The sequence below is a fragment of the Streptomyces sp. NPDC111516 genome (assembly GCF_055635345.1).
Genome location: NZ_JBVKBV010000029.1, coordinates 25,768 through 49,881 on the forward strand (window position 1 = coordinate 25,768; position 24,114 = coordinate 49,881).

20 protein-coding genes and 2 pseudogenes are annotated in these 24,114 nt (G+C 70.8%); 8 read left to right on the plus strand and 14 right to left on the minus strand.

What is annotated here, in order from left to right; all coding sequences use genetic code 11:
• Window positions 1-29 precede the first annotated feature (29 nt).
• The gene (gene abc-f / locus ACZ7L9_RS33740) at window positions 30-1,664 is read left to right on the plus strand and encodes a ribosomal protection-like ABC-F family protein (RefSeq protein ID WP_471421371.1); all 1,635 of its coding nucleotides are present in this window, start codon (window positions 30-32) and stop codon (window positions 1,662-1,664) included.
• 79 nt (window positions 1,665-1,743) lie between these two features.
• Window positions 1,744-3,417 (plus strand): ABC-F family ATP-binding cassette domain-containing protein, encoded by a 1,674-nt coding sequence (locus ACZ7L9_RS33745; protein WP_471421315.1) that lies wholly within the window; start codon window positions 1,744-1,746, stop codon window positions 3,415-3,417.
• 285 nt (window positions 3,418-3,702) lie between these two features.
• On the opposite strand, the pseudogene ACZ7L9_RS33750 reads toward ACZ7L9_RS33745, so the two are convergent.
• The 8 genes and pseudogenes from ACZ7L9_RS33750 to ACZ7L9_RS33785 form a co-directional block, all read right to left on the minus strand.
• Window positions 3,703-4,413: pseudogene (locus ACZ7L9_RS33750) on the minus strand (gamma-glutamyl-gamma-aminobutyrate hydrolase family protein); the annotation flags it as partial.
• On the minus strand, window positions 4,410-4,613 hold the full coding sequence (locus tag ACZ7L9_RS33755) for a hypothetical protein (RefSeq protein ID WP_471421316.1): 204 nt from the start codon (window positions 4,611-4,613) through the stop codon (window positions 4,410-4,412). The gene ACZ7L9_RS33755 and the pseudogene ACZ7L9_RS33750, both read right to left, overlap by 4 nt.
• A gap of 20 nt (window positions 4,614-4,633) precedes the next feature.
• On the minus strand, window positions 4,634-5,440 hold the full coding sequence (locus tag ACZ7L9_RS33760; RefSeq protein ID WP_471421318.1) for an acetoacetate decarboxylase family protein: 807 nt from the start codon (window positions 5,438-5,440) through the stop codon (window positions 4,634-4,636).
• A 159-nt stretch (window positions 5,441-5,599) separates the two neighbouring features.
• Window positions 5,600-6,964 (minus strand): pyridoxal phosphate-dependent decarboxylase family protein, encoded by a 1,365-nt coding sequence (locus tag ACZ7L9_RS33765; RefSeq protein ID WP_471421320.1) that lies wholly within the window; start codon window positions 6,962-6,964, stop codon window positions 5,600-5,602.
• Window positions 6,965-7,007: 43 nt separating this feature from the next.
• A complete protein-coding gene (locus ACZ7L9_RS33770; protein WP_471421321.1) occupies window positions 7,008-7,853 on the minus strand; it encodes a fumarylacetoacetate hydrolase family protein in 846 nt (281 codons plus the stop codon).
• Window positions 7,854-7,863: 10 nt separating this feature from the next.
• A complete protein-coding gene (locus ACZ7L9_RS33775) occupies window positions 7,864-8,799 on the minus strand; it encodes a 3,4-dihydroxyphenylacetate 2,3-dioxygenase (protein ID WP_471421323.1) in 936 nt (311 codons plus the stop codon).
• On the minus strand, window positions 8,792-10,261 hold the full coding sequence (locus ACZ7L9_RS33780; protein WP_471421326.1) for an aldehyde dehydrogenase: 1,470 nt from the start codon (window positions 10,259-10,261) through the stop codon (window positions 8,792-8,794). Before ACZ7L9_RS33780 ends, ACZ7L9_RS33775 begins: the two co-directional genes overlap by 8 nt.
• A gap of 221 nt (window positions 10,262-10,482) precedes the next feature.
• Window positions 10,483-11,058: a MarR family winged helix-turn-helix transcriptional regulator gene (locus tag ACZ7L9_RS33785; protein ID WP_471421327.1), complete on the minus strand. Its 576-nt coding sequence runs from the start codon at window positions 11,056-11,058 to the stop codon at window positions 10,483-10,485.
• 303 nt (window positions 11,059-11,361) lie between these two features.
• Between ACZ7L9_RS33785 and ACZ7L9_RS33790 the strand changes: the two genes are divergently transcribed.
• Entirely contained in the window at window positions 11,362-12,681 is a 1,320-nt protein-coding gene (locus ACZ7L9_RS33790) for a glutamine synthetase family protein (RefSeq protein WP_471421372.1), read from the plus strand.
• A 51-nt stretch (window positions 12,682-12,732) separates the two neighbouring features.
• Here ACZ7L9_RS33790 and ACZ7L9_RS33795 read toward each other — a convergent pair whose 3' ends face one another.
• Window positions 12,733-14,181 (minus strand): sensor histidine kinase, encoded by a 1,449-nt coding sequence (locus ACZ7L9_RS33795; protein WP_471421329.1) that lies wholly within the window; start codon window positions 14,179-14,181, stop codon window positions 12,733-12,735.
• A gap of 6 nt (window positions 14,182-14,187) precedes the next feature.
• On the minus strand, window positions 14,188-14,865 hold the full coding sequence (locus ACZ7L9_RS33800; protein WP_471421331.1) for a response regulator transcription factor: 678 nt from the start codon (window positions 14,863-14,865) through the stop codon (window positions 14,188-14,190).
• 216 nt (window positions 14,866-15,081) lie between these two features.
• Here ACZ7L9_RS33800 and ACZ7L9_RS33805 point away from each other — a divergent pair, with 216 nt between their 5' ends.
• Complete coding sequence (locus tag ACZ7L9_RS33805; protein ID WP_471421333.1) at window positions 15,082-16,278, plus strand: AbrB family transcriptional regulator; 1,197 nt, start codon at window positions 15,082-15,084, stop codon at window positions 16,276-16,278.
• Window positions 16,279-16,521: 243 nt separating this feature from the next.
• Here ACZ7L9_RS33805 and ACZ7L9_RS33810 read toward each other — a convergent pair whose 3' ends face one another.
• Window positions 16,522-18,759: an MMPL family transporter gene (locus ACZ7L9_RS33810; protein WP_471421335.1), complete on the minus strand. Its 2,238-nt coding sequence runs from the start codon at window positions 18,757-18,759 to the stop codon at window positions 16,522-16,524.
• Window positions 18,760-18,808: 49 nt separating this feature from the next.
• Window positions 18,809-19,348 (minus strand): SDR family oxidoreductase, encoded by a 540-nt coding sequence (locus ACZ7L9_RS33815; RefSeq protein WP_471421337.1) that lies wholly within the window; start codon window positions 19,346-19,348, stop codon window positions 18,809-18,811.
• A gap of 386 nt (window positions 19,349-19,734) precedes the next feature.
• Between ACZ7L9_RS33815 and ACZ7L9_RS33820 the strand changes: the two genes are divergently transcribed.
• Window positions 19,735-20,925, plus strand: coding sequence for a sensor histidine kinase (locus ACZ7L9_RS33820; RefSeq protein WP_471421339.1), 1,191 nt, complete (start codon window positions 19,735-19,737; stop codon window positions 20,923-20,925).
• Between the two features lie 12 nt (window positions 20,926-20,937).
• On the opposite strand, the gene ACZ7L9_RS33825 is transcribed toward ACZ7L9_RS33820, so the two are convergent.
• The gene (locus ACZ7L9_RS33825; protein WP_471421341.1) at window positions 20,938-21,612 is read right to left on the minus strand and encodes a response regulator; all 675 of its coding nucleotides are present in this window, start codon (window positions 21,610-21,612) and stop codon (window positions 20,938-20,940) included.
• Window positions 21,613-22,031: 419 nt separating this feature from the next.
• Here ACZ7L9_RS33825 and nthB point away from each other — a divergent pair, with 419 nt between their 5' ends.
• The 3 genes from nthB to ACZ7L9_RS33840 are packed head-to-tail and all read left to right on the plus strand — an operon-like array spanning window position 22,032 to window position 23,652.
• Window positions 22,032-22,703, plus strand: a complete 672-nt coding sequence (nthB, locus tag ACZ7L9_RS33830; protein ID WP_471421343.1) for a nitrile hydratase subunit beta — start codon at window positions 22,032-22,034, stop codon at window positions 22,701-22,703.
• A complete protein-coding gene (gene nthA / locus ACZ7L9_RS33835) occupies window positions 22,700-23,299 on the plus strand; it encodes a nitrile hydratase subunit alpha (protein ID WP_471421345.1) in 600 nt (199 codons plus the stop codon). The genes nthB and nthA overlap by 4 nt, the downstream gene beginning before the upstream one ends.
• A complete protein-coding gene (locus ACZ7L9_RS33840) occupies window positions 23,296-23,652 on the plus strand; it encodes a nitrile hydratase accessory protein (protein ID WP_471421346.1) in 357 nt (118 codons plus the stop codon). Before nthA ends, ACZ7L9_RS33840 begins: the two co-directional genes overlap by 4 nt.
• Here ACZ7L9_RS33840 and ACZ7L9_RS33845 read toward each other — a convergent pair.
• Window positions 23,628-24,104 (minus strand): annotated as a pseudogene (locus tag ACZ7L9_RS33845) (FBP domain-containing protein). The gene ACZ7L9_RS33840 and the pseudogene ACZ7L9_RS33845 overlap by 25 nt on opposite strands.
• Window positions 24,105-24,114 lie beyond the last annotated feature (10 nt).

Consider the following 24,114-nt stretch of genomic DNA (forward strand, 5'->3'; position numbering starts at 1 on the left):
CCATGCCCCCTTCCCACGAGGTCACCTCCATGTCCGACGCCTCCATCGTCTGCTCGAACCTGTCCTTCACCTGGCCCGACGACACTCCCGTCTTCCAGGGCCTGTCCTTCACCGTCGGCTCCGGAGCCACCGGCCTCGTCGCGCCCAACGGCACCGGCAAGAGCACGCTGCTCAAGCTCATCGCCGGTGAACTGCGGCCCGGCAACGGGTCGGTATCCGCGGCCGGCGCCCTCGGCTACCTCCCGCAGAGCCTCCCCCTGACCGGTGACCTCACGGTCGCCGAGGTGCTGGGCATCGCCGCGATCATCCAGGCCATCGACGCCGTGGAGTCCGGGGACGTCGACGAGAAGCACTTCACCACCATCGGCGACGACTGGGACATCGAGGAACGCACCCGCGCGCAGCTCGACCGCCTCGGCCTGGCCGACCTCACCCTGGACCGCAGCCTGAGCACCCTCAGCGGCGGCCAGGTCATCTCCCTCGGTCTCGCCGCCCAGTTGCTGAAGCGGCCCGACGTGCTGCTGCTCGACGAGCCCACCAACAACCTCGACCTCGACGCCCGGCACAAGCTCTACGACGCGCTGGAGGACTTCAACGGCTGCCTGCTCCTGGTCAGCCACGACCGTGCCCTGCTCGACCGCATGGAATGCATCGCCGAACTCGACCGCGACGAAGTGCGCTTCTACGGCGGCAACTTCACCGAGTACGAGGAGGCCGTGCGGGCCGAGCAGGAAGTCGCCGAGAAGAACGTCCGCAACGCCGAGCAGGAGCTGAAGCGGGAGAAGCGGGAGATGCAGCAGGCTCGCGAGCGCGCCGAACGCCGGCAGAGCAATGCCGCTCGCAACCTGAAGAGCGCCGGACTGCCCCGTATCTTCGCCGGCAACATGAAGCGGGGCGCGCAGGAGTCCGCGGGCCGGGCGGGCCAGATGCACGCCGGCCGGGTCAGCGAGGCGAAGGCCCGGCTGGACGAGGCCGGGCGTGCGCTGCGCGAGGAGCAGCGCATCACGCTGGACCTGCCGGACACCAATGTGCCCGCCGGACGCAACCTGTTCCTCGGCGAGCAGCTCCGCGTCCGCCTCGGCGACAAGGACGTGTTCGCCGGCCAGGGCGTCGACCTGACCGTCCGGGGCCCGGAGCGCATCGCGCTGACCGGTCCCAACGGCGCGGGCAAGAGCACGCTGCTGCGTCTGCTCAACGGTGACCTGACACCACAGAGCGGCGAGATCAAGCGGGCCGACGGCCGCATCGCCTACCTCTCGCAGCGCCTCGACCTGCTGGACCTGGACCGTACGGTCGCCGAGAGCTTCGCCGACTACGCCCCACAGCGGCCGGAGGCCGAGCGGATGAACCTGCTCGCCCGCTTCCTCTTCCGGGGGCCTCGCGCCCATCTGCCCGTCGGGGTGCTCTCCGGAGGCGAGCGGCTGCGTGCCACCCTGGCCTGTGTGCTGTGCGCGGAACCGGCTCCGCACCTGCTGCTCCTGGACGAGCCGACGAACAACCTCGACCTGGTCAGCGCGGGCCAGTTGGAGAGCGCGCTGAACTCCTACCAGGGGGCCTTCGTAGTGGTCAGCCACGACGAGCGGTTCCTGCGCGCGATCGGCGTGAACCGGTGGCTGCGGCTGGCCGACGGCGGGCTGAAGGAGACGGGGGCCCCTGAGGTGTGAGCCGCCGGCGTGTCGACCTGGCCCGTGTCCGAGGCATGCCGCCCCGCGGGCCGAGCACCGATCACGTTGGACGGTTCCCATGCCTCAGCCCGCTCTGCTCGCCCACGACCTCGTCCGCACACTCGGCGACCGACGGGTGCTCGACGGTGTCTCCCTGACAGCCTCGCCCGGGCACCGCATCGGGCTGATCGGGGAGAACGGCGTCGGCAAGTCGACCCTGCTGCGCCTGCTGGCCGGGACGGACGAGCCTGACGCCGGCAGCGTCTCGATCCCGCCCGATCTGGGCTTTCTTCAGCAGGAGATGCCATATGACGCCGATGTGACGATCGCCGGCGTACTCGACGACGCCCTGCGCGAGGCCAGGAAGGACCTCGCCGAGCTGGAACGTCTCACCGAGCAGCTCGCACGGACCGCGCAGGACGCGCCCGAGTACGCCGGCCTGCTCGACGCTTACGGCGTCCGGCTCGAACAGGCCCAGGAACGGGAGGCATGGGACGCCGACCGGCGTGCCGCGCTCGTGCTCGACGGCCTCGGCCTCGGCGCCTTCGGACACGACCGGACACTCGGGTCGCTGTCCGGCGGGCAGCGCGGCCGGCTCGTGCTGGCCGCGCTGCTGGTCCGGCGGCCCTCCGCGCTGCTGATGGACGAACCGACCAACCATCTCGACGACCGTGCCGCCGCCTTCGTCGAGGAGCAGGTGCGCGCCCTGCCCGGGGTCGTCGTGGTGGCCAGCCACGACCGGGCCTTTCTGGACGCCGTGTGCACGGACCTGATCGACCTCGACCCCGCGATGGACGGCCCGGTCCGCTACGGCGGCAACTACAGCGTCTACCTGGCAGAGAAACGTGCCGAGCGGGAACGCTGGGAGCGGCGCTGGGCCGAGGAACAGAAGGAACGGGCGGCGCTACGGGTCTGTGCCGGGGTCACCGCGCACCGCGTCGCACCGGACCGGGGGCCGCGCGACAACGAGAAGATGGGCTACGGCCACCGCGCCGGCCGGGTCCAGAGCCAGATCTCCCGGCGGGTGCGCAACGCCACCCGCCGTCTTGAGGAGCTGGAGCGCTCCCAGGTCGGCGAGCCGCCGAAGCCGCTGCGGTTCGAGAGCACGGTGCTCGCCGCCCCGGCGGCGGGCGACGGTCCGTTGGTGTCCCTGGATGACGTACGGGTGCCGGGCCGGCTCGCAGCGGTGAGCGCGGAGGTGTCGGCGACGGACCGTCTGCTGGTCACCGGTGGGAACGGGGCCGGGAAGTCGACTCTGCTGGCCGTGCTCGCCGGGCGGCTCGCACCCGAGGGCGAGGTGCGGCGGCGGCGCGGACTGACGGTGGGACTGCTCGCCCAGGACACCGTTTTCGACCGGCCGGACCGGTCCGTCCGGTACACCTATGAGCTGGCGCTGGGTGCCGAGCGGGCCGAGGCGGTGCCGCTGGGCTCGCTGGGTCTGATGCACGAGGCGGACCTGGACAAGCCGGTCGGCCGGCTCTCGGTCGGACAGCGCCGGCGGCTCGCGCTGGCGCTGCTGGTGGCGCGACCGCCGCAGTTGCTGCTGCTCGACGAACCCACCAACCATCTGTCGCCGCGCCTGTGCGACGAGCTGGAGGCGGCGCTGGGCACCGGCCCCGGCGCGATCGTACTGGCCAGCCACGACCGCTGGCTTCGGGAGCGCTGGCAGGGACGGGAGATCCAGCTCGTCTCCGACCGCGAGCGCTCGGCCGGGGCCCAGGAGTCCTGGCCCGGACACCGGGGAAACAGGTAACCCGCCGTCGGCTTCCGCTCCCCGCCCCGAAGGACGGGGATTCCTGCCACGGCCGGCTGACCGTCCCGGCGGGTTCCTGCTTCTTCGCGCTTCACCCGGAACACGTGCGCGTTCCGGGTGAAGCGGACCGACGGCGTCCTGAACCGGCCGGAGCTACCCAGGGAGCAACTCCTGGCTTCCTTCGTCCGGGCCTCCGCCGCATTGCCTGCGTGCCTGCTGGTACAGAGGGTCGGCGGTCACACGCGCATCATTCCTGCTCTGGGCAAGATCCGTTTGAAGACGGACTTGAGCGTTGCCTACCAGGCCGTCGAACAGGTTCTGCTGGGAGGGATCCTTGTGTGCGGTGTCCTCCGGGTGCCACTGCACGGCCGTGAACCAGCCTTGGGCGGTGGGTAGTTCGAGGGCTTCGATCGTGCCGTCCTCGGCGGTGGCGGCCACTGTCAGGCCGTTGCCCAGGCGGTCGGCCTGCTGATGGTGGTAGCAGGATGCTTCGACCTTTTCGGTGCCCGTCGCGTGCGCGGTCCGTGTCCCGGGCTGGATGGCCACCGGGTGCAGTAGATGCCTGTGTTCGCGGTCGGGGCCGCCCATGTCCTGCTGGAGACTGCCGCCGAGGGCGACGTTGACGATCTGCAGGCCGCGGCAGATCGCCAGCAGCGGGATCCCCGCCTCGAGCGTGTGGCGGGCGACTGCGATGTCGAAGGCGTCCTGGAGGTCGTCGACGTCGTAGACGCTGTCGTGGGTGTGGGCGGCGCCGTAGCGGTGCGGTGCGAGGTCACCGCCGCCGGGCAGGAGCACACCGTCGAAGCGGGCGAGCCTGGCGGCAACATCCTCTTCGGCTGGGTCGGTCGGGTGGATGGTCGCAGGTTCACCTCCGGCCCGCCACACCGCCTCGATCAGGGCGCGGGCGTTGACCTCGGCGGCGAAGCGCAGCGCGGAGGTGGTCGCGGAGAAGCGGGCCGGGATCGCGATCAAAGGTCGCGCGGGGGTACGGGTCACAGCTGGATCCCGAGATCGACCTCGGCCTCGCGCGCGTCGGCGGCGTGCGTCAGGACCTGTCCGTCGCGGGGCGCGACAACGGCGAACGTCGCGCCGCTGCCGCTTTCCTCCCGGCCGTCGATGTGATGCCGGGCGGGCAGGTCGGGCAGGTCGACTTCCTTGGCCCGGGCCAGCACTTCCTCATGGGTGACGTTGCGCATGGGTGTCTCCGGGCGGCCCGTCACTCGGCGCCGGAGGTGCCGGACTCCAGCAGCCGGCCGCCGTCCCACACCACGCCGACCTGCCGGTAGTACGCGGCGATCGGCTCGCGGATCTCCAGGCGGGCCAGCTCCTCGGTGGGTGCCTCGAACAGTTCCAGTTCGGCGTCGCCGACCCACGGCTGTCCGCCCTCGAAGGAGGCGGCGCCGGACTCGATCAGCTCGTCGAGCGCGAGGCCCTTGCCCTTCTCGATCGCCGGCAGCCAGCGGTGGTGGGCCATCGGATGGGCGTTGACGAACCCGTTCGTCTCGGCCGGCTCGCGCAGGGTCACCACAGCCTGGGCCAGGCGCCGGTCGGCGGCGGCGAGGGTCGCGCCGAACCGTGCCCCGGCCTCGATCCGGGGCGCCGGTCCGTAGGGGTGCGGGCGGGTCTGGTGGATGGAGCCGAGCTTCTTCGGGTAGCCCTGGTGCAGTCCGCGGGCGATCGCGAAGTCCTTGTCGACCCAGATGTACACGCAGCGGGTGTAGGTCTGGCCCTTGTACTTGCAGCGGACCACCGCGAAGGCCTCCTTGTACTGGGCGCGCACCGGATCCAGCAGTTCGGCGCCGGATGCCGAGCAGGACTGCCAGTCGGCCCAGATCAGCGCCACCGCGCCGGGGTCCTCGTCGGCGAGCTCCAGCGGCTCGGGCAGTAGTTCGCGCACCCGGGCCGGGTCGGTGCGGTACTCGACGGTGAGCAGGTCACCGGAGTACCGCCACGGCGGGGAGGGGATCAGCGACGAGGCGCCCGTCGCCGTCCTGGGGTGGAAGTAGCCATGGACACCGGCCATGTCGTCACGCTCCAGAGAGATCAGCAGGGGCGGGCACGCCACCTGCGGCAGACGCGGCGGGCGGGGGGCGGGGATGCGCCGTCGCGTGAGGTTCGGGTCGAGCGCCGGGCGTCACCGGCTCCCGGCCGGGCCGCGGTGAGCCGGTGACGCCCGGTGCGGTCATGAGCGGGCGAGCTGCTCCAGCCGCTGGTGCAGGTGCTCGACGTAGGTCTCGGATTCGGGCTTCATCAGCACGGTGCGCAGGATCCGTGCGCCGTCGGCGTCGGCGGTGATCTTCGGGTGGCGGGCGGTGAAGCGTTCGGCGCCGACGCGGAGTGTGCTGAGGAAGACCGGGTCCTGGGTGTCGGTCATCCCTTCGTGCAGGATCCGGTTGCTGGCCGCGTCGATCTGCGACAGCTTGTTGCCTGCGGTCAGCGGGAAGTAGCTGACGATGTCGAGCTGCGGGGGCTGGTAGAGCTCCAGGTGCTCGGAGGACTCGATCAGTTCCGCCCAGCGCAACGCTGCCCGCCGGCCGGCCGCCAGCACCTGACCCAAGCCTTCGTGGGTGGGCGGCAGCAGTTGGAAGGTCAGCCACAGCGCGGCAGCCGCTGCGCCCGCCCGGGAGCACTCCAGGCTGATCTCGCCCAGGTGCAGTTCCTCGGAGGTGAAGTACGTGTACGGCGAGTCGTGCAGGTAGAAGCGGCCGACGGAGGGGTCGCGGAAGAGGACCGCGCCACAGCCGTAGGGCTGCAGGCCGTGCTTGTGCGGGTCCACGACGATGGAATCGGCCTGGGCGACGGCCTGCCAGGGCTCGGCCGGCAGGCCCTCGGGGCCGTCCGCGCCGGCCAGCAGGGTGAAGAATCCGCCGTAGGCGGCGTCGACGTGGATCCGCACGTCGTACCGCTCGCGCAGCGCCAGCGCCTCGTGGACCGGCTCGATGGCGCCGAGCCCGGTCGTGCCGGCGGTGAGCACGACCGTGCCGACCTGCCCGCCGCGCAGCAGCTCCTCCAGCGCGTCGAGGTCCATGCGGCCGAGGTCGTCGGTGGGGACGGGGAAGCCTTTCACGCCGAGGACGCCGCACATCCGGCCGTGCGTGTAGTGGGCTTCGGTGCTGTAGGCGATGCCCTTGCCGGGGTGCAGTTCGCGGGCCACGAAGAGGGCTTCGAGGTTGGCGATGGTGCCGCTGGTGGTCAGGTGCCCCAGGTGGGTGTCGTAGCCGAACATGGTGGCCAGCTGCTGGACCACTTCACGCTCCATCGTGGCGGTGGCCGGACCGCCGTCCAGGGCGTGGTTGTTGGGGTTGATCAGCATCGCGGTCAGGTAGCCGACCACGGCTGCCGGGTGCGGCGGCTTGAGCATCTGGCCCGCGTAGCGGGGGTGGAAGAAGGGGTAGTTGTCCTTCAGCCGCTCGGTGAAGGTCTCGAACGCGGCGGCGAACCGGCTGTCGTCGACGGCCAGTGCCGGGTGCGGGTCGAAGGGGCCGAAGGTCTTCGCCCAATCGGCGTTCGACGCGACCGCCGCGGCCAGCCACTTGTTCAGATCCATTGCGTCACTCTTCCTTGATCTGGTGTGTTGAAGTGGTTCGGGCTCAGTGCTCGGGCGGGCGGATGCCGCGGAACTCCCAGTCGCCGCCCAGCGCGGTGGACAGCACTTCCTCGGACTCGGTGGGCTGGGCACCGACGTCGGCGCGGATGGGGGTGGGGCCGGTGACGATGTGGTTGGTGAGCCTGCCAAGGCCCTCTGCCTCGACCTCGACGATGTCGCCGGGCTGCACGGGGCGGGAGTTGGCCGGGGTGCCGGAGAGCAGCACGTCCCCGGGGTGGAGGGTGATCGTGCGGGCGATGTCGGCGACGAGGTAGTGCATGTCCCACTTCATCTCGTCCGTCGAGCCGTCCTGGACGACCTGGCCGTTGACGTACGTGCGCAGCGCCTTGCCGTGGAAGTCCCAGTCGGTGACCAGGCCCGGTCCGAGCGGGCAGAGGCTGTCGGAGCCCTTGACGCGGAGCATGGAGCCGGCGTCGGTGTCGCGGAAGTCGTGCAGGCCGTAGTCGTTGGCAATCGTGTAACCAGCGATGTACTGCCCCGCCTCGGCCGGAGAGATGTTCCGTGCGGTCTTCCCGATGACGATGGCGACCTCGCCCTCGTAGTTGAGCCATTTGCAGCCCTCGGGGCGGACGATCGCGCCCTTGTGGGAGTTGAGGGACGAGGTCGGCTTGTGGAAGTAGGTAGGGGTGTCGGGCAGGTCGATCCGGAACTCGTCGACGCGGCTGCGGTGGTTGAGGTGGACGGCGATCACCTTCGAGGGGACGACCGGGGGCAGGTGTTGGGCGTCCTCGGTCTTGACGCGGCGGCCGTCGCCGGCGACGAGTTCGTCTTCATTGACGGTTACCTGGACGGCGGCACCGTCGAGGAGGATGCGGCGGTACTCGGGCATGGCGGGACTCCTAGATACGGCTGTGCGGGGTGGGCGGGAGGGATAGGGCGTGGACGCCGGTGCCGGTCCAGCCGTCGGACGGACGGTCGAACCACAGGTGGGCCTGACCGGTACCGACGGAGTTCTCGTACTTGCCGTACTGGCGGGCCTTCGCCACGCACGCCCGCTCACCGAGGGCGCCGGCCATCATCAGGTAGTGGAAGAACTTCGCCTCCGGCCTGAACTTCCAGAACTCGTCCATGGTGCCGAGGACCTGGTCGTGGCGGCCCTCCTGGAACCAGGCGATCCGCTCCTCGTCGGCCGCGCGGGCCTCGGGGGTGAAGACGTGGACGGGGTCGCTGGCCTCGTAGTCGCGGATCTCGCGCAGCGGCCAGAAGGTGTGCGAGAGGGCGCCGGAGGCGATGAGCAGGACCCGGCGTCCGGCGGTGGCGGCGATGCCGTCGGCGAGGGCGCGGCCGAGGCGGAGATGGTCCTCCATGTCTCCGGTCTGGCAGACGCCGATGGTCACCCACCGTTTGTCGGGCAGGCCCTCGCCGAGGAACTTCCAGAGGTTGACGGTGGCGTAGTGGATGGGCAGGTACCCGTCGTCGATCGGCGTGATCCAGGTGCCGTGCTTGTCGGCGAAGGATGCGATGTTGTGGGCGAGTTCGGGGTCGCCGGGGAAGTCGTACGGCATCCGGCACATGCCCCGCGGCAGTTCCTCGGAGGTGAACAGACCCGCCCGCCGGCCCTGCGCCGTCACCACGAACTCCACGGTCGTCGCCCAGTGGGAGTCCAGCACCACGACGGTGTCGTAGTCGTCGCGTTCGAAGACGTCCCGGCGCAGCTGCTCGAGACCGGTGACGAGGGTGATCTCCTTGCCCTCGTTCAGCGCCAGGCGCTCCTCCTTCGGGAGCACGATGGTGGGGACGTGGGCGAGCAGACCCGCCCCGGCGATCTCACCCATGGCCGATCCATCCCTTCGGGGCGGTGACGGTGTTCTTCACGTCGCAGTAGAAGTCGAAGCTCCAGGTGCCGCCCTCGCGCCCGACCCCGGACTGGCGGGAGCCGCCGAACGGGGCCTGGAGGTCGCGGACGAAGAAGCAGTTGATCCACACCGTGCCCGCGACCAGCTGTCCACCGACGCGTTCGGCGCGCTGCGGGTCACCGGCGGCGACGGTGGCGGCCAGCCCGAAGCGGGTGCCGTTGGCGAGCCGGACGGCCTCCTCCTCGGTCGTGAAGGTCTGCAGGGTCAGGACGGGTCCGAAGACCTCCTCCTGCACGATCTCCGAGTCCTGATCGACGTCCGTGAGCAGGGTCGGCGCGTAGTACTGACCGTCCTTGCGGTGCCCGCCGATGACCGCGCGGGCCCCGGCCCCGAGCGCCCGCTGCACGAACCCGTCGATCTTCTCCAGCTGACGGGGGTGGATGTTGGGGCCGATGTCGGTGACCTCATCGCGCGGGTCGCCCTGCTTCAGGGCGCTCGCCTTCGCTACGAAACGGCGGGTGAACTCCTCCTCGATCGACTCCTCGACCAGCAGCCGGGTGGCCGCCAGGCACACCTGGCCGGCGTTGTCGTACTGCTCCACCGCCAGGTCGACGGCGAGGTCCAAGTCGGCGTCGGCGAACACCAACAGGGGCGACTTGCCGCCCAGTTCGAGGCTGAGCGGGGTGAGGTTGGCGGCGGCCGACGCCGCGATCCGCTGGGCCGTGGGCACGGAACCGGTGAAGCTGATCCGGCGCACGTCCGGGTGTGAGGTCAGCGCGTCGCCGATCTCGGCACCGTACCCCTGCACGACGTTGAGGACACCGGCCGGGAGCCCGGCCTCGGCGGCGATGCCCGCGAGCAGCGAGGCGGTCAGCGGCGACCACTCGGCCGGCTTCAGGACCACCGTGTTGCCGGCCGCCAAGGCCGGGGCGACCTTCCAGGTGGCCAGCATCAGCGGCGCGTTCCACGGGGTGATCAGCACACACGGGCCCGCCGGATCCCAGCTCACGTGGTTGGTGTGGCCACGGGTCTCGAAGTCCTCGTGCTCCAGGGGCAGCAGCCGGTCCGCGAAGAAGCGGAAGTTGTGCGCGACCCTCGGCATCACACCGCGTCGGTGCGACCGCAGCAGGGCCCCGTTGTCGCACGTCTCGACGATCGCCAGCTCCTCCAGCCGCTTGTCCACACCGTCGGCGATCGCGTGCAGGATCCGGGCGCGCTCGGTGCGCGGGGTGGCGGCCCAGCCGGGGAAAGCGGCCTTCGCGGCGGCCACCGCGGCCGCGGCCTCCCTCGCGGTGCCTCGGGCGATCTCCCCCAGAACGCTGCCGTCGATCGGCGATATGTCGGCGAACGTCTCGGTGGAGGCGACGCGCTCGCCGCCGATCCAGTGACGGGTGTCAACGGTCACCCCGGCGATGACAGCTGCTTGGGGCTCGCGGGTCATGTCCCAACCTCCAATTCGTTTGACCCCAAATAAACAGCCGGGCCGCATGGGCGTCAAGGAATGTCAGGAGATTTATTTGGTGTCAAACGTTCTGGGTGGGGGTCCACGCCCCTCATGGCAGCGGACCCCTGCAGGCCGGGAGGGCGCACACGCCACCTTTGATGACGAGCGCGAGACCCGGAGGCGGGCGCACCGAGGGAGCCGGGACCCCTGCGGCGCGACTACGGGCGCGGGCGGCGGCCCGAGCGCCGTGGGGCGAGGTCCTCACCGTCCAGCAGCTCCCGCCTGCGCTGCTCGCCGCGCTCCTCGAGCCGGCTGACGATGGCGCGCAGACTGTCGGCGAGCTGGAGGCACTGTTCGGGGCCGAGGGGGGCGGAGACGAACGCCTCTTCCGCATTGAAGGCCGGGAACAGCTCCTCCATGAGCTTCTCCCCCTCGGGGGTCAGCGAGAGCAGGACCCGGCGGCGGTCCTCGGGGTGGGTGGAGCGGGCCACGAGGCCGCGCGACTCGAGGGTGCGCGAGATGCCGGTCAGCGTGCCCTTGGAGATACCCGCCTCCTCGGCCACCGACCAAGTCTCCGCCTCGCCCCAGATCCACAGCACCCACAGCACGACGAAGCCGGTCCACGTCAGCTCGTGCGGACGCAACACCGAGTTCTCCAGATGCTGGCGGACCGCCGCGGCAGCCCGGTGGATGTTTCCCACCGCGGCCATGGCCTCACGCTGCAGGGTCAGGCCACCCAGCCGCTGCCGTACGGCCTGCTCGGTCTCGGTGATGGATCGACGGGACCCGGGCACAGGCTCCTCCTCCGCGTCGGGGCGACACGGGGCCGCCGACATGTTCGTTTGCGGTCAAATGTATCTCCGCAGCCACTCGGCCCGGTGCCCTTCGACCATCGATGGAAGTGGGCAGAATCTGCTTCACCCTCTTGTCGGCGGCGCATCCGGCTCTTATCGTTTGGCATCAAATGATTGCCCTCGCACCATGTCGCGGCCGGGCATCGAGCCGCACTGATTCCCTGCGGGCAAATCGGATAGAACGCAACTCTTCGCCGCACCCTGGAGCATCCCTTGAGCGCCCATACAGAGGTCACACAGACGATGGAGGCGCTCGACGCCAAGGGGATCGATGTCCTCCGCGTCGCCTACCCGGACCTGATGGGGTCCGACCGCAGCCGGGACATCCTGCTGCACCATCTGCCGCACGCGGCCGGACACGGCCTCGCCTTCAGCCGCGCCGTCTATCACACAGGCGCCCTGGGGGATCACTCCGACATCGCCGGCGGCCTGGAGGCGGGCATGCCGGACGTCCTGGTGCGCCCGGACCTGGGCACCGTCGTCCCACTGCCGTGGGAGCCGACCGTGGCCTGGTGCATCGGCGACGTCCGGAACCCGGCCACCGGCCAGAGCGTGCCCGAATCGCCCAGGGACCTGCTGCGCCAGGTCCTCACCCGCCTGAACTACGCGGGCCCGACCGCGCTCGTAGGCCCGGAACTGGAATACGTCCTGCTCGAGCCGGATGCCGGCACACCCACCGGGTGGCGGCGCTACGCCCCCGCCCCGGGCAACGTCTACACCACCGGCCGCCGGGCCGACCCGGACGGACACCTCCTGCGCACGGTGCGAGCCCTGCACGCTCTGGGCCTGGACGTGAGCGGCGGCAACCGCGAGTTCGACGGCGGTCAGTTCGAGATCAACCTCAACCACTCCGAGGCACTGAACGCCGCGGACCGTGCCTTCCGGTTCAAGGCCGCGGTCAAGGAACTGGCCCGCGCCGAGGGCAGGCTGGCGACGTTCATGGCCAAGCCGTTCAACGACGGCGGCGGATCGGGATTCCACCTGCACGTCTCCCTCGTCGACGCGGACGGGACCAACGTCTTCGACGCCCCCCACGAGGCCCACGGCCTGTCGGCCACGGCCCGTCACGCCCTGGCCGGCGTCCTCGCGCACGCGCCCGCTCTGTCCGCGCTGCTCAACCCAACCGTCAACTCCTACAAGCGGTTCGGCCCGTACACCACCGCCCCCTGGCTGATCAACTGGGGCCTGGACAACCGCAACGCGATGGTGCGCATCCCGCCGGAGCGCGGTGCCGCCTCCCGGCTGGAGGTCCGCCTCGGCGACGCCACGGCCAACCCCTACCTCGCCATCGCCGGTCTCCTGGCAGCCGTCCACCTCGGCATCACCACCGCCGCCGAGCCCCCGGCGCCGGCGACCGGCCACGCCGCCGACACCGCCGCCGCAAACCGGCTGCCCACCGACCTCGGCCAGGCCCTTGACGCCCTCCAGGCCGACGACCAGCTCACCGACATCCTGGGCAAGTCCTTCGTCGACGCCTTCCTCACCTTCAAGCGGGACGAACTCGCCCGGTTTCACAAGTACGTCACCGACTGGGAGTTCCGCGAGTACGCCCAGATCAACTGACACCACCCGCCTCCCCGTTCGACCACCTGGTTCAACCACCCGTTCGGCGCCTCACCCTCCTTCCGCCCGCACGTGCGCCAGCGGCAGGTGCACCACGAGACGGGCACCGCCGAGCCCGCCCTTCGCGGGTGGCGGATCCTCCTCGGCGCTGGCGGCGCCGCCGTGGGCGGTGACGACCTTGCCGACGATGGCGAGACCGAGACCCGAGCCGCCCGCCTCACGGGAACGGGCCTCGTCCAGGCGTGTGAAGCGCTCGAAGACATGGGCACGGTAGGCGGCCGGGATGCCTGAGCCGTCGTCGCTGACCGTGAGCTCGACAACGTCACCGCGTACGCCGAGGGCCACTTGCACCTGGTCGACGGCGTGACGACGGGCGTTGTCGAGAAGGTTGCGGACCACGCGGCGCAAGGCATCCTGGTCTCCCCGCACGCGCCCGGCCGAGACCTGGCGGGCATCGATGCGGGTGGAGGTCAGGCGTCGCTGGCGCCACACCTCGGCGAGGACCACCTCGTCGAGGTCGACCACGGTGTCCGGCCGCCGTGACGCGGGATCCTCGCTGCGGGCCAGGGCCAGAAGGTCCTCGACGAGATCGTTCAGCCGCAGGACGTCCTCGAGCAGATCGGCGGCGACGAGAGGATCACGCCGGGGGTCAGGATAGGCGGCCATGACCTCCAGCTGGGCGCGGATCGCGGCGAGCGGACTGCGCAATTCGTGGGCCGCGTCGGCAACGAAGCGGCGTTGCGCGGCAGAGGCCTCGTCGAGCCGGGCGAGCATTTCGTTGAGCGTGACGGCCAGCGCGTGGACCTCGTCCCGGACAGGCGGCAGGTCCAGGCGGCGGTGCAGGTCGGTCGCGCCGATGTCGGTGGCCTGGCGGCGCAGCGTCTCCACCGGGCGCAGGGTACGTCCGGCGGTGCGTGAGACCGTCCACGCGACCAGCAGGGTCAGCGTCGGAGCGCCGATCGCGAGGGCGACGGCCAGGGTGGAGAGGGCGGATTCTGCCTGGCGGAGGGACGCTGCCGCCATGATGGTGGCCGGACGTCCGTCGACACGGGCCGGCCGTGCGACGACCCGGAAGTCGCCCCCGTCGCCTATGTGCAGGCTGGGCAGTGTTGCGGCGTGGCCTGCGGTGACCACTGCCGGCAGCGGGTGCGGAAAACTGCTGGGCATGCCGGGCTGGATGTCTTCGTCGGAGCTGGCCAGCACCCGTCCCGCGGAGTCCATGACCTCAACCACGTCGGCGTCCCCGCCGTTGGAGGGGATGCGCGTCGGGAGTTGGTGGTGCTGGACGAGGGACGCGACATCGGCGACGCGTTGTGCTGCCGTACCGTCCAGGTCGCTCCACATGGAGTTTCTCAGCCCGAACAACAGGCCGAGGCTGGCCACGATCATTGCCGTGGCCACGATCGAGGTGGCCCACAGGGTCACCCGCTTCCGCAGGGTGAGCGTGCGGGAAAGTTGGGGCCACCGGCCCGCCCGGGCGTCGAGTGACAGGCGTCGCACGGCCGCTCAGCCGCCCTTGCCGTCCAAGCGGTATCCGACACCGCGTACGGTCTCGATGGCCGAGCGGTGGTACGGAGTGTCGATCTTGCGCCGAAGGTAGCCGACGTAGACCTCGACGATGTTCGGGTCACCGTCGAAGCACGCGTCCCAGACCTGGGTGAGCAGTTCGTGCTTGCTCACGACGGTGTCGGGGTGCTGCAGGAGAAACTCCAGCAGACCGAACTCGCGCGGTGTGAGGTCCAGGACGTCCGCCCCGCGCCCGCAGCGATGGGGAGCGGGGTCCAGCCAGAGGTCCCCGGCGCTCAGCAGGGCCGGGCGTTGCGGAGAGCTGCGGCGCAACAGCGCGCGGATGCGGGCCAGCAGCACGACGAAGGAGAACGGCTTGGTGAGGTAGTCGTCGGCGCCGAGATCGAGTGCGTCCGCCTCGTCGTACTCGCCGTCCTTGGCGGTCAGGATCAGCACCGGTGTGGTCACGTCGTCGACTCGCAGCGCGCGGCAGACGTCGTAGCCGTTGCGTCCCGGCAGCATCAGGTCGAGGACGATCGCCGCGTAGTCGTTGTGGCGGGCCAGGGCCAGCCCCTTCTCGCCGTCGTCGGCGATGTCCACGCCGAAGCCTTCAGCACGTAGGCCTCGTTCGACCGCGGCGGCGATGTTCCGTTCGTCCTCGACCACCAGGACCCGCACGCGCATCTCCTCGTGCACCGATCGGGTTCGGCCGGCAGGCCGATCCCTGTCTTCGAGTCTAGATCGCCTCGCGTCGGCGGATCGTCGGCTCTCTCAGCGTTCTCTCAGCGGCTCTCAGGGACCGCTCAGCAGGCTTCCCGCACTGTGGGGGTGCCGTGATCTCGTGCGGCGTGGAGTCCACGAGATGTGCCCGCCCATTCAACGAGAGGCGCCCTGTTGGCCCCGACTCCCACGCTCCAGCGAGAGCGGTCGTACGATCCTGGCACCGCGCCCGAGCCCGGCCCCGGCGCCGCCGGGATCCGGCCTGGACCGGCACCCGTCGGACGCTGGGCACTGATCGTCGCCGGCGCGTACGCCGCCGGCCTCGTGGCCTCCGTTCTCGGAGTTCCGGCGCCCTACCTGCTGTCCTCGTTGCTGGTCGGCGCCGCACTGGCGGTGTCCGGCGTGGTGCGCGACCGGTTGCCCGGCCCGGCCAACCGTGCCTCCCAGGCGCTGGTGGGCGCGCTCATGGGCAGCTACCTCACGTGGTCGGCGCTGCGGGCGGCGGCGCCCGCAGCGCTGCCGCTGACCGCCGTCACCGGGGCCACGATCGCGATGAGCGTCGCGGTCGCCTGGTTCATGGCACGCCGGGGGCGGATCAGCCTGCCCAGCGCGGTCCTCGGCATGATGCCCGGCGGTTCGGCGGCGATCGTCACCTGCGCCGATGAGCTCAAGGCCGATGTACGTCTCGTCGCGTTCAGCCAGTACCTACGGGTGGGGCTCGTCGCGACCACCGCCCCGCTGGCCGCCTGCTGGCTGACCTCCGCCTCGCCTGCGGGCGCACCGGGCGGGTCTGCCGACGGGAGTGGAACAACCGGCGGCCTCTTCCACCTGGTCGCGGGGGCACACCAAGGAACAGGCCTGCTCACCCTTGCGGCCGTCTGCGTAGCGGGCGTCGTGGTCGGCCACCGACTGCGGCTGCCCACGCCCTCGCTGATCGGCCCGATGCTCGCAGCCCTGGCCGCCGGCCTCAGCGGTGCCCTGCCCGGCTTCGCCCCGACCGGGGTCCTGCAGAACCTCGTCTTCGCGTTGGTCGGTCTGGACGTCGGGGTGCGCTTCACCCGCGAGACCCTGATTCACGTACGACGCCTGCTGCCGTCCGTCCTGGCGGCGACGACAGCCATCTGCCTCGGATGCGCGGGGCTGGCCTGGCTCTTCTCACGGATGACCGGGATCCCCTTCACGGACGCCTACCTCGCGACCACCCCAGGAGGGATCAACGCCGTCCTCGCCACGGCCGTCTCCTCCCACGCCGACGTCGCGCTCATCTCGACCGTACAGAGCCTGCGCCTCCTCGTCGTCGTTCTCGTCACTCCGCTGATCGTTCGCCGGCTGGCGCCGGGCTCCAGGCGTCCGGGCCGGGCGCGGGCCTGAGCTTGTCGTCCGACCTCGCGCGTCACCCGACCTGCTGAGATCTCCCGTTTGCGAGGGCACGTGACACGGCCGTCCGGCACGCTTCGAGATGTCGAGTAACGGAGCGCGAAGGAACGGCCGTTGAGGATGAGTCTTCCCGTCGAAGTCCCCGCCGTCGACTGAGAGACCGGCGGGCTCGTTGCGGTGGAAGCCGGGTGAGGGCGGGCAGCGCACGAGTGGTGTGCTGCCCGCCCTCGTCCTGTGTCAGCGGTGGGTGCTGTAGTCGGGTGCGGGTGCCGTCGGGGCCGGGGCCGGCGTCGGGTGGTTGGTCAGCTTCTCCCCTTCGATGTCGACGTTGGGCAGGATGCGGTCGATCCAGGCGGGCAGGGACCAGGCGCGCTTGCCGAGCAGGGCGAGGGCGGCGGGCACGATGGTCATGCGGACGATGAAGGCGTCGAAGGCGACGGCGACGGCCAGGCCGAAGCCGAGGGTCTTGATGATGGCGTCGCCGGCGCCGATGAATCCGGCGAAGACGGAGATCATGATGAGGGCGGCTGCGGTGATGACCTTGGCGCTGTGCTGGAAGCCGCTGGTGATGGCCTGGCGGGGGTCGGCGCCGTGGACGTATGCCTCGCGGATGCCGGTGACGAGGAAGACCTGGTAGTCCATGGCGAGTCCGAAGACGATGCCGACGGTGAGGATGGGCATCAGGCTCATGATCGGCCCGGTCTGTTCGATGCCGAACAGGTCCGCCAGCCAGCCCCATTGGAAGACGGCCACCAGTGCGCCGAACGAGGCGAGGACGGAGAGCAGGAAGCCGACGGCCGCCTTCACCGGTACGAGGATGGAGCGGAAGACCAGGATGAGCACCAGGATGGCGAGACCGACGACGACCGCGAGGTAGGGCATCAGGGCGGCGGTGAACTTGTCGGAGACGTCGATGTTCAGCGCGGTGGTGCCGGTGACCATTCCGTCGGCGCCGGTGGTGTCCTTGTTGTCCTGGGCCAGGCCGCGGATGTCGCTGACGAGGGTCTTGGTGGCGTCGCTGGACGGCGCGCTCTTGGGGATGACGCCGATGATGGCGGTGTCGCCGGCCGGGTTGAACGCGGCGGGTGCCGCGGTGGCCACGTCGTCGAGCTTGCTGATCGCCGTGTGCAGGTCGGCGGCGGCCTGCTTGGCCGTGGCGGGGTCGGAGTCGTTGACGACCACGGTCAGGGGGCCGTTGAAGCCCTCGCCGAAGGACTGCGCCAGCATGTCGTACGCCTTGCGCTGGGTGCTGGAGGTCGGCTGGGAGCCGTCGTCGGGCAGTCCGAGTTCCAGCTTGGTCGCCGGGAGCGCGATCACGACCAGGGCGGCGACGCCGGCCACGAGCACCCGGACGGGCCGGCGCAGGACCATGGCGGCCCAGCGCTCTCCGAGCGGCTTCCTGCCCGTGCGGGCGGCATCGCCGTGTGAAGCGTCCGCCGTGGCGCCGACGGCGCGCTTGCGGGCGCGTCCGCGGGCGCGTTCGGGGGCGAAGCCGAGCATGGCCGGCACCAGGGTGATCGCGACCAGGACGGCGACGGCGACGGCTCCGGCGGCGGCGATGCCCATGGCGGTGAGGATGGGCAGGTTGACGACGGCCAGGCCGACCAGGGCGATCATCACGGTCAGCCCGGCGAAGACGACGGCCGATCCGGCGGTGCCGTTGGCCCGGCCGGCCGCCTCGCGGGCGTCGTAGCCGGCGGCGCGTTCGGCGCGGTAGCGGGAGACGATGAACAGGGCGTAGTCGATGCCGACCGCGATGCCCAGCATGGAGGCGAGGGCCGTGGTGCTGCTGTTGAGGTCGAAGGTGGCGCTCAGCGCGGTGATCGCGGTGGTGCTCACGCCGACCCCGACCAGGGCTGTCAGCAGCGGAAGTCCCGCGGCGACGAGAGAGCCGAGGGTGATGAGCAGGATGACGGCGGCCAGGGCGAAGCCGACGGTTTCGGCGGAATGGCTCGTCTCGGCCGGAGCGAGCGCGTTGCCGGAGGCTTCCACGGTGAGCCCGCTGTCCCGGCCGGCCTGCAAGGCGTCCTCGAGCCGGTCGTGGTCGCGGTCGGTCAGGTCCTCGGCGGCGTCCCTGTAGGTGACCTGGGCGTAGGCGGTGGTGCCGTCCTTGCTGACGGTGCCGCCCGTGAACGGATCGCTGACAGAGGCGACGCGGGAGGAGGAATCCTTCAGGTCCTTCAGCGTCGCGGTCACGTCGGCCCGGTGGTCCTGGCTGGTGATCTTCTCCCCGGCCGGGGCGCGCAGAACGACGCGGGCGCCGGCGCCTTCGGCGTTGGCGGCGGGGAACTTCTCGCTCAGCAGGTCGTTGGCGCGCTGGGCTTCGGTGCCGGGCAGGGTGAAGGCGGAGGAGGCGGTGCTGGAGGTGCTGGAGGCGGCGGCGCCCGCGGCGCCCAGGATGACAGCCCAGAGGAGCAGCACCCGCCAGCGCCGCTGGAACGCGGCGCGACCGATCCGGTGCAGGAAGGTAGCCATGGCAGGGGTGAGAACTTTCTGTCGGGTTGGGACGAAGTCGGTAGGTCGGTTACGGGGTGCCGGGCTGCAGGCCGGAGGTCACGGAGGTGATGCCGCCGTCGACGAGGAGGTCGGTGCCGGTGATGAAGTCGGCCGCCGGGCTGAGGAGGAAGTCGGTCGCGGCGGCGATGTCCTCCGGCGTGCCCGGCCGGGGCACCGGTGACATGCCGATCGTGGTGCGCGTCGCCTCGTCGTGCGGGCCGTCGGGTTCGGCCTGGCCCATGGGTGTGGAGATGGCGCCGGGGCTGTTGGTGTTGATCCGGGCGCCGCGTGCGCCCCAGGCCCGGGCGGCTTCCTTCACGCGCAGGCGGTTGGCGTGCTCGGCGAAGCCGTACGCCTGTCCGCTGTCGGGGAAGTTCTTCTCGTCCGTGACCGGCAGGGACAGCGAGTGCTCGGCAGGGGTGCGGCGCAGCTGTGCCGGCTCGGTGTCGGTGAGCGCAGCGGTGGAAGCGTGACCGGCCGTGCCGGCGATGACCACCGCGGCTCCGCCCGGGGCGATGGTCTGGCCCATGGCGCCCGCGCCGATGACGACCAGTACCTCGGTGCTCACGTTGTTTCTCTCCGCTCGCTCGCGCGTCGAATGGTGGTAGTTGCGCCGTGGACCGGGGCCGGCCGCTCAACTGCCCGGTCCACGGCGTCGTACCGGCCCGCTTCGTCCCCACGAGCGGTCGGCACGGTGTCCGTCACGGCGCACGGGCTCGCAGCGGACGCCTCCCGGTCCCGCGCGCTCCGGGCGCGTCAGGGCAGGAGGGCGCCGTCGACCGGGTGACGGCGCGCCGGCCGGCGACCGGCCTCGGGGGGAGGTAACCGGCCGCCGTGATCACCATGATTCCGCCGCGCCGGAAGCCGCGGTGTCAGCCGGAAGTGCTGGTTGCGGGCGGTTGTGTCGGTCTTTCGGCCGACACGGGCCGCCGTCCGTGCTCCTACGCTGAACCCGTGGACTGGCACCTTCCGTTTACTCCGGCCGCAAGACGGCTCCTGAGCACCAGCAGCCTGCTCGCCTTCGCGCTCACGTGGCTCGCGGACCTCGCCACGCTCGCCCGCAGCAGCGATCCGTTCGGCTCCCCCACCACCTGGCTGCCGCTGCTCGTCACCGGGCCGCTGATCGGCCTGGCCGTCCTCGACACGCCCTGGTCACCCCCGCTGGGCCGACGCGTCGCGATCGCCGTGGCGGCGTCCCTGGCCCTGACCGCGTGGAGCCGGATCGTGCCATCCACTCTTCACTGGTGGGGCGCGCTGGAGACGTTCGGGCTGCTGTGCTTCGCCGTCCGCACCACGGCCGACCGCGCCAGGCCGGCCACCGCCGCTGCCTGGACCTTCGCGGTCAGCGCGGCCGTGCTGCTGCTGCCTCTGCGCATCGGGTCATGGCAGGTGTTCATCGCCGGCGGTTACGTTCTCACCTTCGCTCTGGCCGTCTGCATCGCCATCGGCTGCGCCATCCGCGCCCTCGAAGCCCGCAGAGAGCGCACCGCCCGCGATGTCCGCCAGGCCGAACGCCTGGCCCTCGCCCGCGATTTGCACGACCTCATCGCCCACCACATGAGCGGCATCATCGTCCAGGCCCACGCCGGCCTCGCCATCCGCACCAGCGCACCCGACCAGGTCGAACCCATCCTGCGCAACATCGCCCACTCCGGCACCGAGACCCTGGAATCCATGCGCCGGCTGGTACGCGTCCTGCGCGAGGACAAACACACCGCGGTGCGCCCGGGCGACCTGCTCACCGAACTCGCCGACCTCGTCTCCGCCCACTGCGCCGCCACCGGCCAGGACACCAGCACCGCCACCCTCGAAGCGTCAGCAGCCGCCCGCACCGCACGCCTCAGCCCCGAAATCGAGATCTCCGCACACCGCGCGGTCCAGGAAGCCCTCACCAATGTCCGCCGCCACGCCCCCGGCGCACGCACCGTCGTCCGCCTTGACGCCGACCCCGGCTGGCTGCTGATCACCGTCACCAACACCCCGCCACCCGGAGCGGCGACGCCGGCCGGCGGCCGGGGCGGCTACGGACTGCTGGGGCTCAAAGAACGTATGGAAGCCCTCGACGGCACCCTGCACACCGGCCCGCTCTCCGGCGGCGGCTGGCAGCTCACGGCCGCCCTGCCCCTCACCACCCCACCGGCCTGACCCGCCAGGACCTCACCGGCCGGAACGCACCGCCCCGTGTTCCCACGCCCACGCCGCGACCTCCACCCGGTTACGGGCCTGCAGCTTCGTCTGGATCCGGCCCAGATAGGTCTTCACCGTCGACAGCGCCAAGAACAGCTCGTCGCAGATCTCCTGGTTCGTACGGCCCACCGCCACCAGCCGCACGATGTCCAGCTCCCGCTCGCTCAGGCCCACACCCTCCGCGCCTTGCGACGCCGTGCCCCGCTCCGACTCCTCCAGCCGCCTCAGCAGCCGCACCGTCACCGCCGGCGACACCAGCGCATCCCCCCGCGCAGCCGCCTGCACAGCCTCCACCAGCAACCCCGGAGAAGCGTCCTTCAACAAGAACCCGCACGCGCCGTACCGCAGAGCGGTACGCACGTAATCGTCCTGATCGAACGTCGTGATCACCACCACGTTCATCGGATCGGTGACACCCGGACCGGCCAGCTGCCGCACCACTTCAAGCCCGTCCAGTCGCGGCATACGGATATCGGCCAGCACCACCTGCGGACGCAGACGGCGCGCCAGCTCCACACACTCCACACCGTCAGCCGCCTCACCCACCACCCGGATCCCCGGCTGGGCCCCCAGAATCAGCCTGAAACCCGCCCTCACCAGCTCCTGGTCATCGGCGATCACCACATCAATCTGCGAACCGTACACCGCCCGTTCCTATCACAGCGGCCGGACAGCCCCTGACACCGCCGACCGGCCCGATCACCCGCCCGGGAGCAGGCCCTTGCCGCTCTCGCCGACGGGCCCCGGCCTGCGAGGTGTGCAGGCCGGACACCGCGCTCGGCGCGCTGTGATCGGTGCCTGGTCGCAGCATGACGGTGTGGAACTCCCGATCAGCGTGGTGCCGGCCCGTGCCGTACCGGTACTGCTGAGCTTGTCCGTTGCCCATGCTGGAAGGTGCGTGTCTCACCTTGGTGTGGTCTGGTCAAGCGCCGCTGCTCTTCTCGTGCGGCTGGTGCCTGCCGCCGGGCGGGTTCATGTGCGGCCGATGCCGGACGCGGAGAACGCCACCCACCTACAATTCCAGCGAATATGTCCACTATTGCAGGCATATAAGGGGTCGTGTGATGGATGGTATTGCCGATATGGGGGGAACCCCGGGATGGGGTCCCGTTCATCCGCCGAGACGCGGTGAACCTGTTTTCGAGGAGCCCTGGCAGCGCAAGGCATTCGCGCTTGCGATCCTCTCCAGCCGCGTTGCGTGCGGCGGCATCAACACGGACGCCTTCCGGCACGCGCTGGAGCGCCTGGACCGAGCCGCCTACCTGGACGACGGCTACTACGGGCGCTGGCTCAACGCCGGGGAGCTGCTGCTCACCGACAGCGCCATCCTGGCGCCGGGCGCGATCGACGCCCGCGCCCGCAACCTGCGCGGTGAACACGTCGAGGAACCGCCGGTCCCGAAGCCCGCCCGGCCCGACTACACGCCGACCGCCGAGGGCTCGCTGCGCACCGTGGACGCCGCCCCGGTCTTCGCCATCGGCGAGCGTGTGCGCGCCAAGGACATGTCGCCACCGGGCCACACCCGGCTGCCGGGCTACGTGCGGGGCCATACCGGCATCGTCGAGCTCATCCAGCCCGCCGCGGTGCTGCCGGACACCAACGCGCACTTCCTGGGCGAGAATCCGCAGCACGTCTACTCGGTACGGTTCGACTCGTACGAGCTGTGGGGCGCCGGCGCCGAACCCTTCGCGCTCACCGCGGAGCTGTACGAGAGCTACCTGGAGACAACCGCATGACCACCACCGGAGGACCGGGCGAGAGGCTTCCCGCGGCCCTGCGCACCGAGGCGCTCGAGCAGCTGCTCACCGAGCGGGGCCTGATCGACCCGAAGGTGATGAACGGGATCATCACCACTTACGAGACCAGCGTGGGACCGCTCAACGGGGCCAAGGTCGTCGCCAGGGCGTGGACCGACCCGGAGTACCGGCTGCGGCTGCTCGAAGACGGCACCGCCGCCATCAAGGAGCTGGGCTTTTCGGGGCAGCAGGGCGAGCACATCGTCGTCGTGGAGAACACCGCGACCACCCACAACGTGGTGGTCTGCACGCTGTGCTCGTGCTACCCGTGGCCGGTGCTCGGCCTGCCGCCGAGCTGGTACAAGGACCCCGCCTACCGCGCGCGGATCGTCAGGGAGCCGCGTACCGTGCTGGCCGAGATGGGACTCGAACTCTCCGACGACGTGCGGATCACCGTCCGCGACTCCACCAGCGAGGTGCGCTGGCTGGTGCTGCCCGAACGTCCGGCCGGCACCGGCCACCTGTCCGAGGAGGAGCTCGTGCCGCTGGTGACGAGGGACGCGATGGTGGGCGTGGCGAAGGTCGAGGCCCCATGAGCGCGCCGTTGGACATCGAGGGCCCGACCGCACCGCCGCGCTCCAACGGCGAGTTGGTGTTCGCCGAGCCGTGGGAGAGCCGCGCCTTCGGCATGGCCGTCAGTTTGTACGAGGCGGGCGCGTTCACCTGGCCGCAATTCCAGGCCGCGTTGACCGACCGGATCGCTGCCTGGGAGAGCGCGTCGGCGCGGGAGGAGTCCTACAACTACTACCTGCTCTGGCTGGGTGCCCTGGAGGACGTGCTCATCGACCTGCGCGCGGTGTCCACGGACGAGGTCACCGCACGCACGAAGGCCCTGGCGCAACGCCCCGAGGGCCATGACCACGATCACGACCATCCGCACGCACACTGATCAGCGCCCTCCCCCGACAGCGGACCGCGGCGTACATACAGAGAGCAGGCCAGGTCGCTGCACATGTGGACGCCGACCGAGTTGCCCTGCTGCCCGGCCTTCCCGGACCTCGGCGCGACCATCAGGGAGACACCCCCGGTGTGGGTGGTCACGCACACCGGGCACATGCTGCGCCGCATCTGCCAGGAGCCGACACCGGAGGACCGCAGCTGGACGCCGACCGGGCGGCCGTCCAGCTGCGGTCACGAGGTAGGCCCGGAGTCGGGGGCCTGGGGATCTCGCCGGCCCAGGAAATCCAGATCGCCCCAGCACTGCTCGGCCAGGTCGCGAGGGACGCTCAGGCGCTTGGCCTCGCCCTTGGTGCAGTTCACAAACGCGGTACGAATCTCTTGCTCAGTCAGCGGCTTCATAAAAGGCACACTAATTTGCCTAACCTGATTAGGTAGATGCATAATCGGCGAT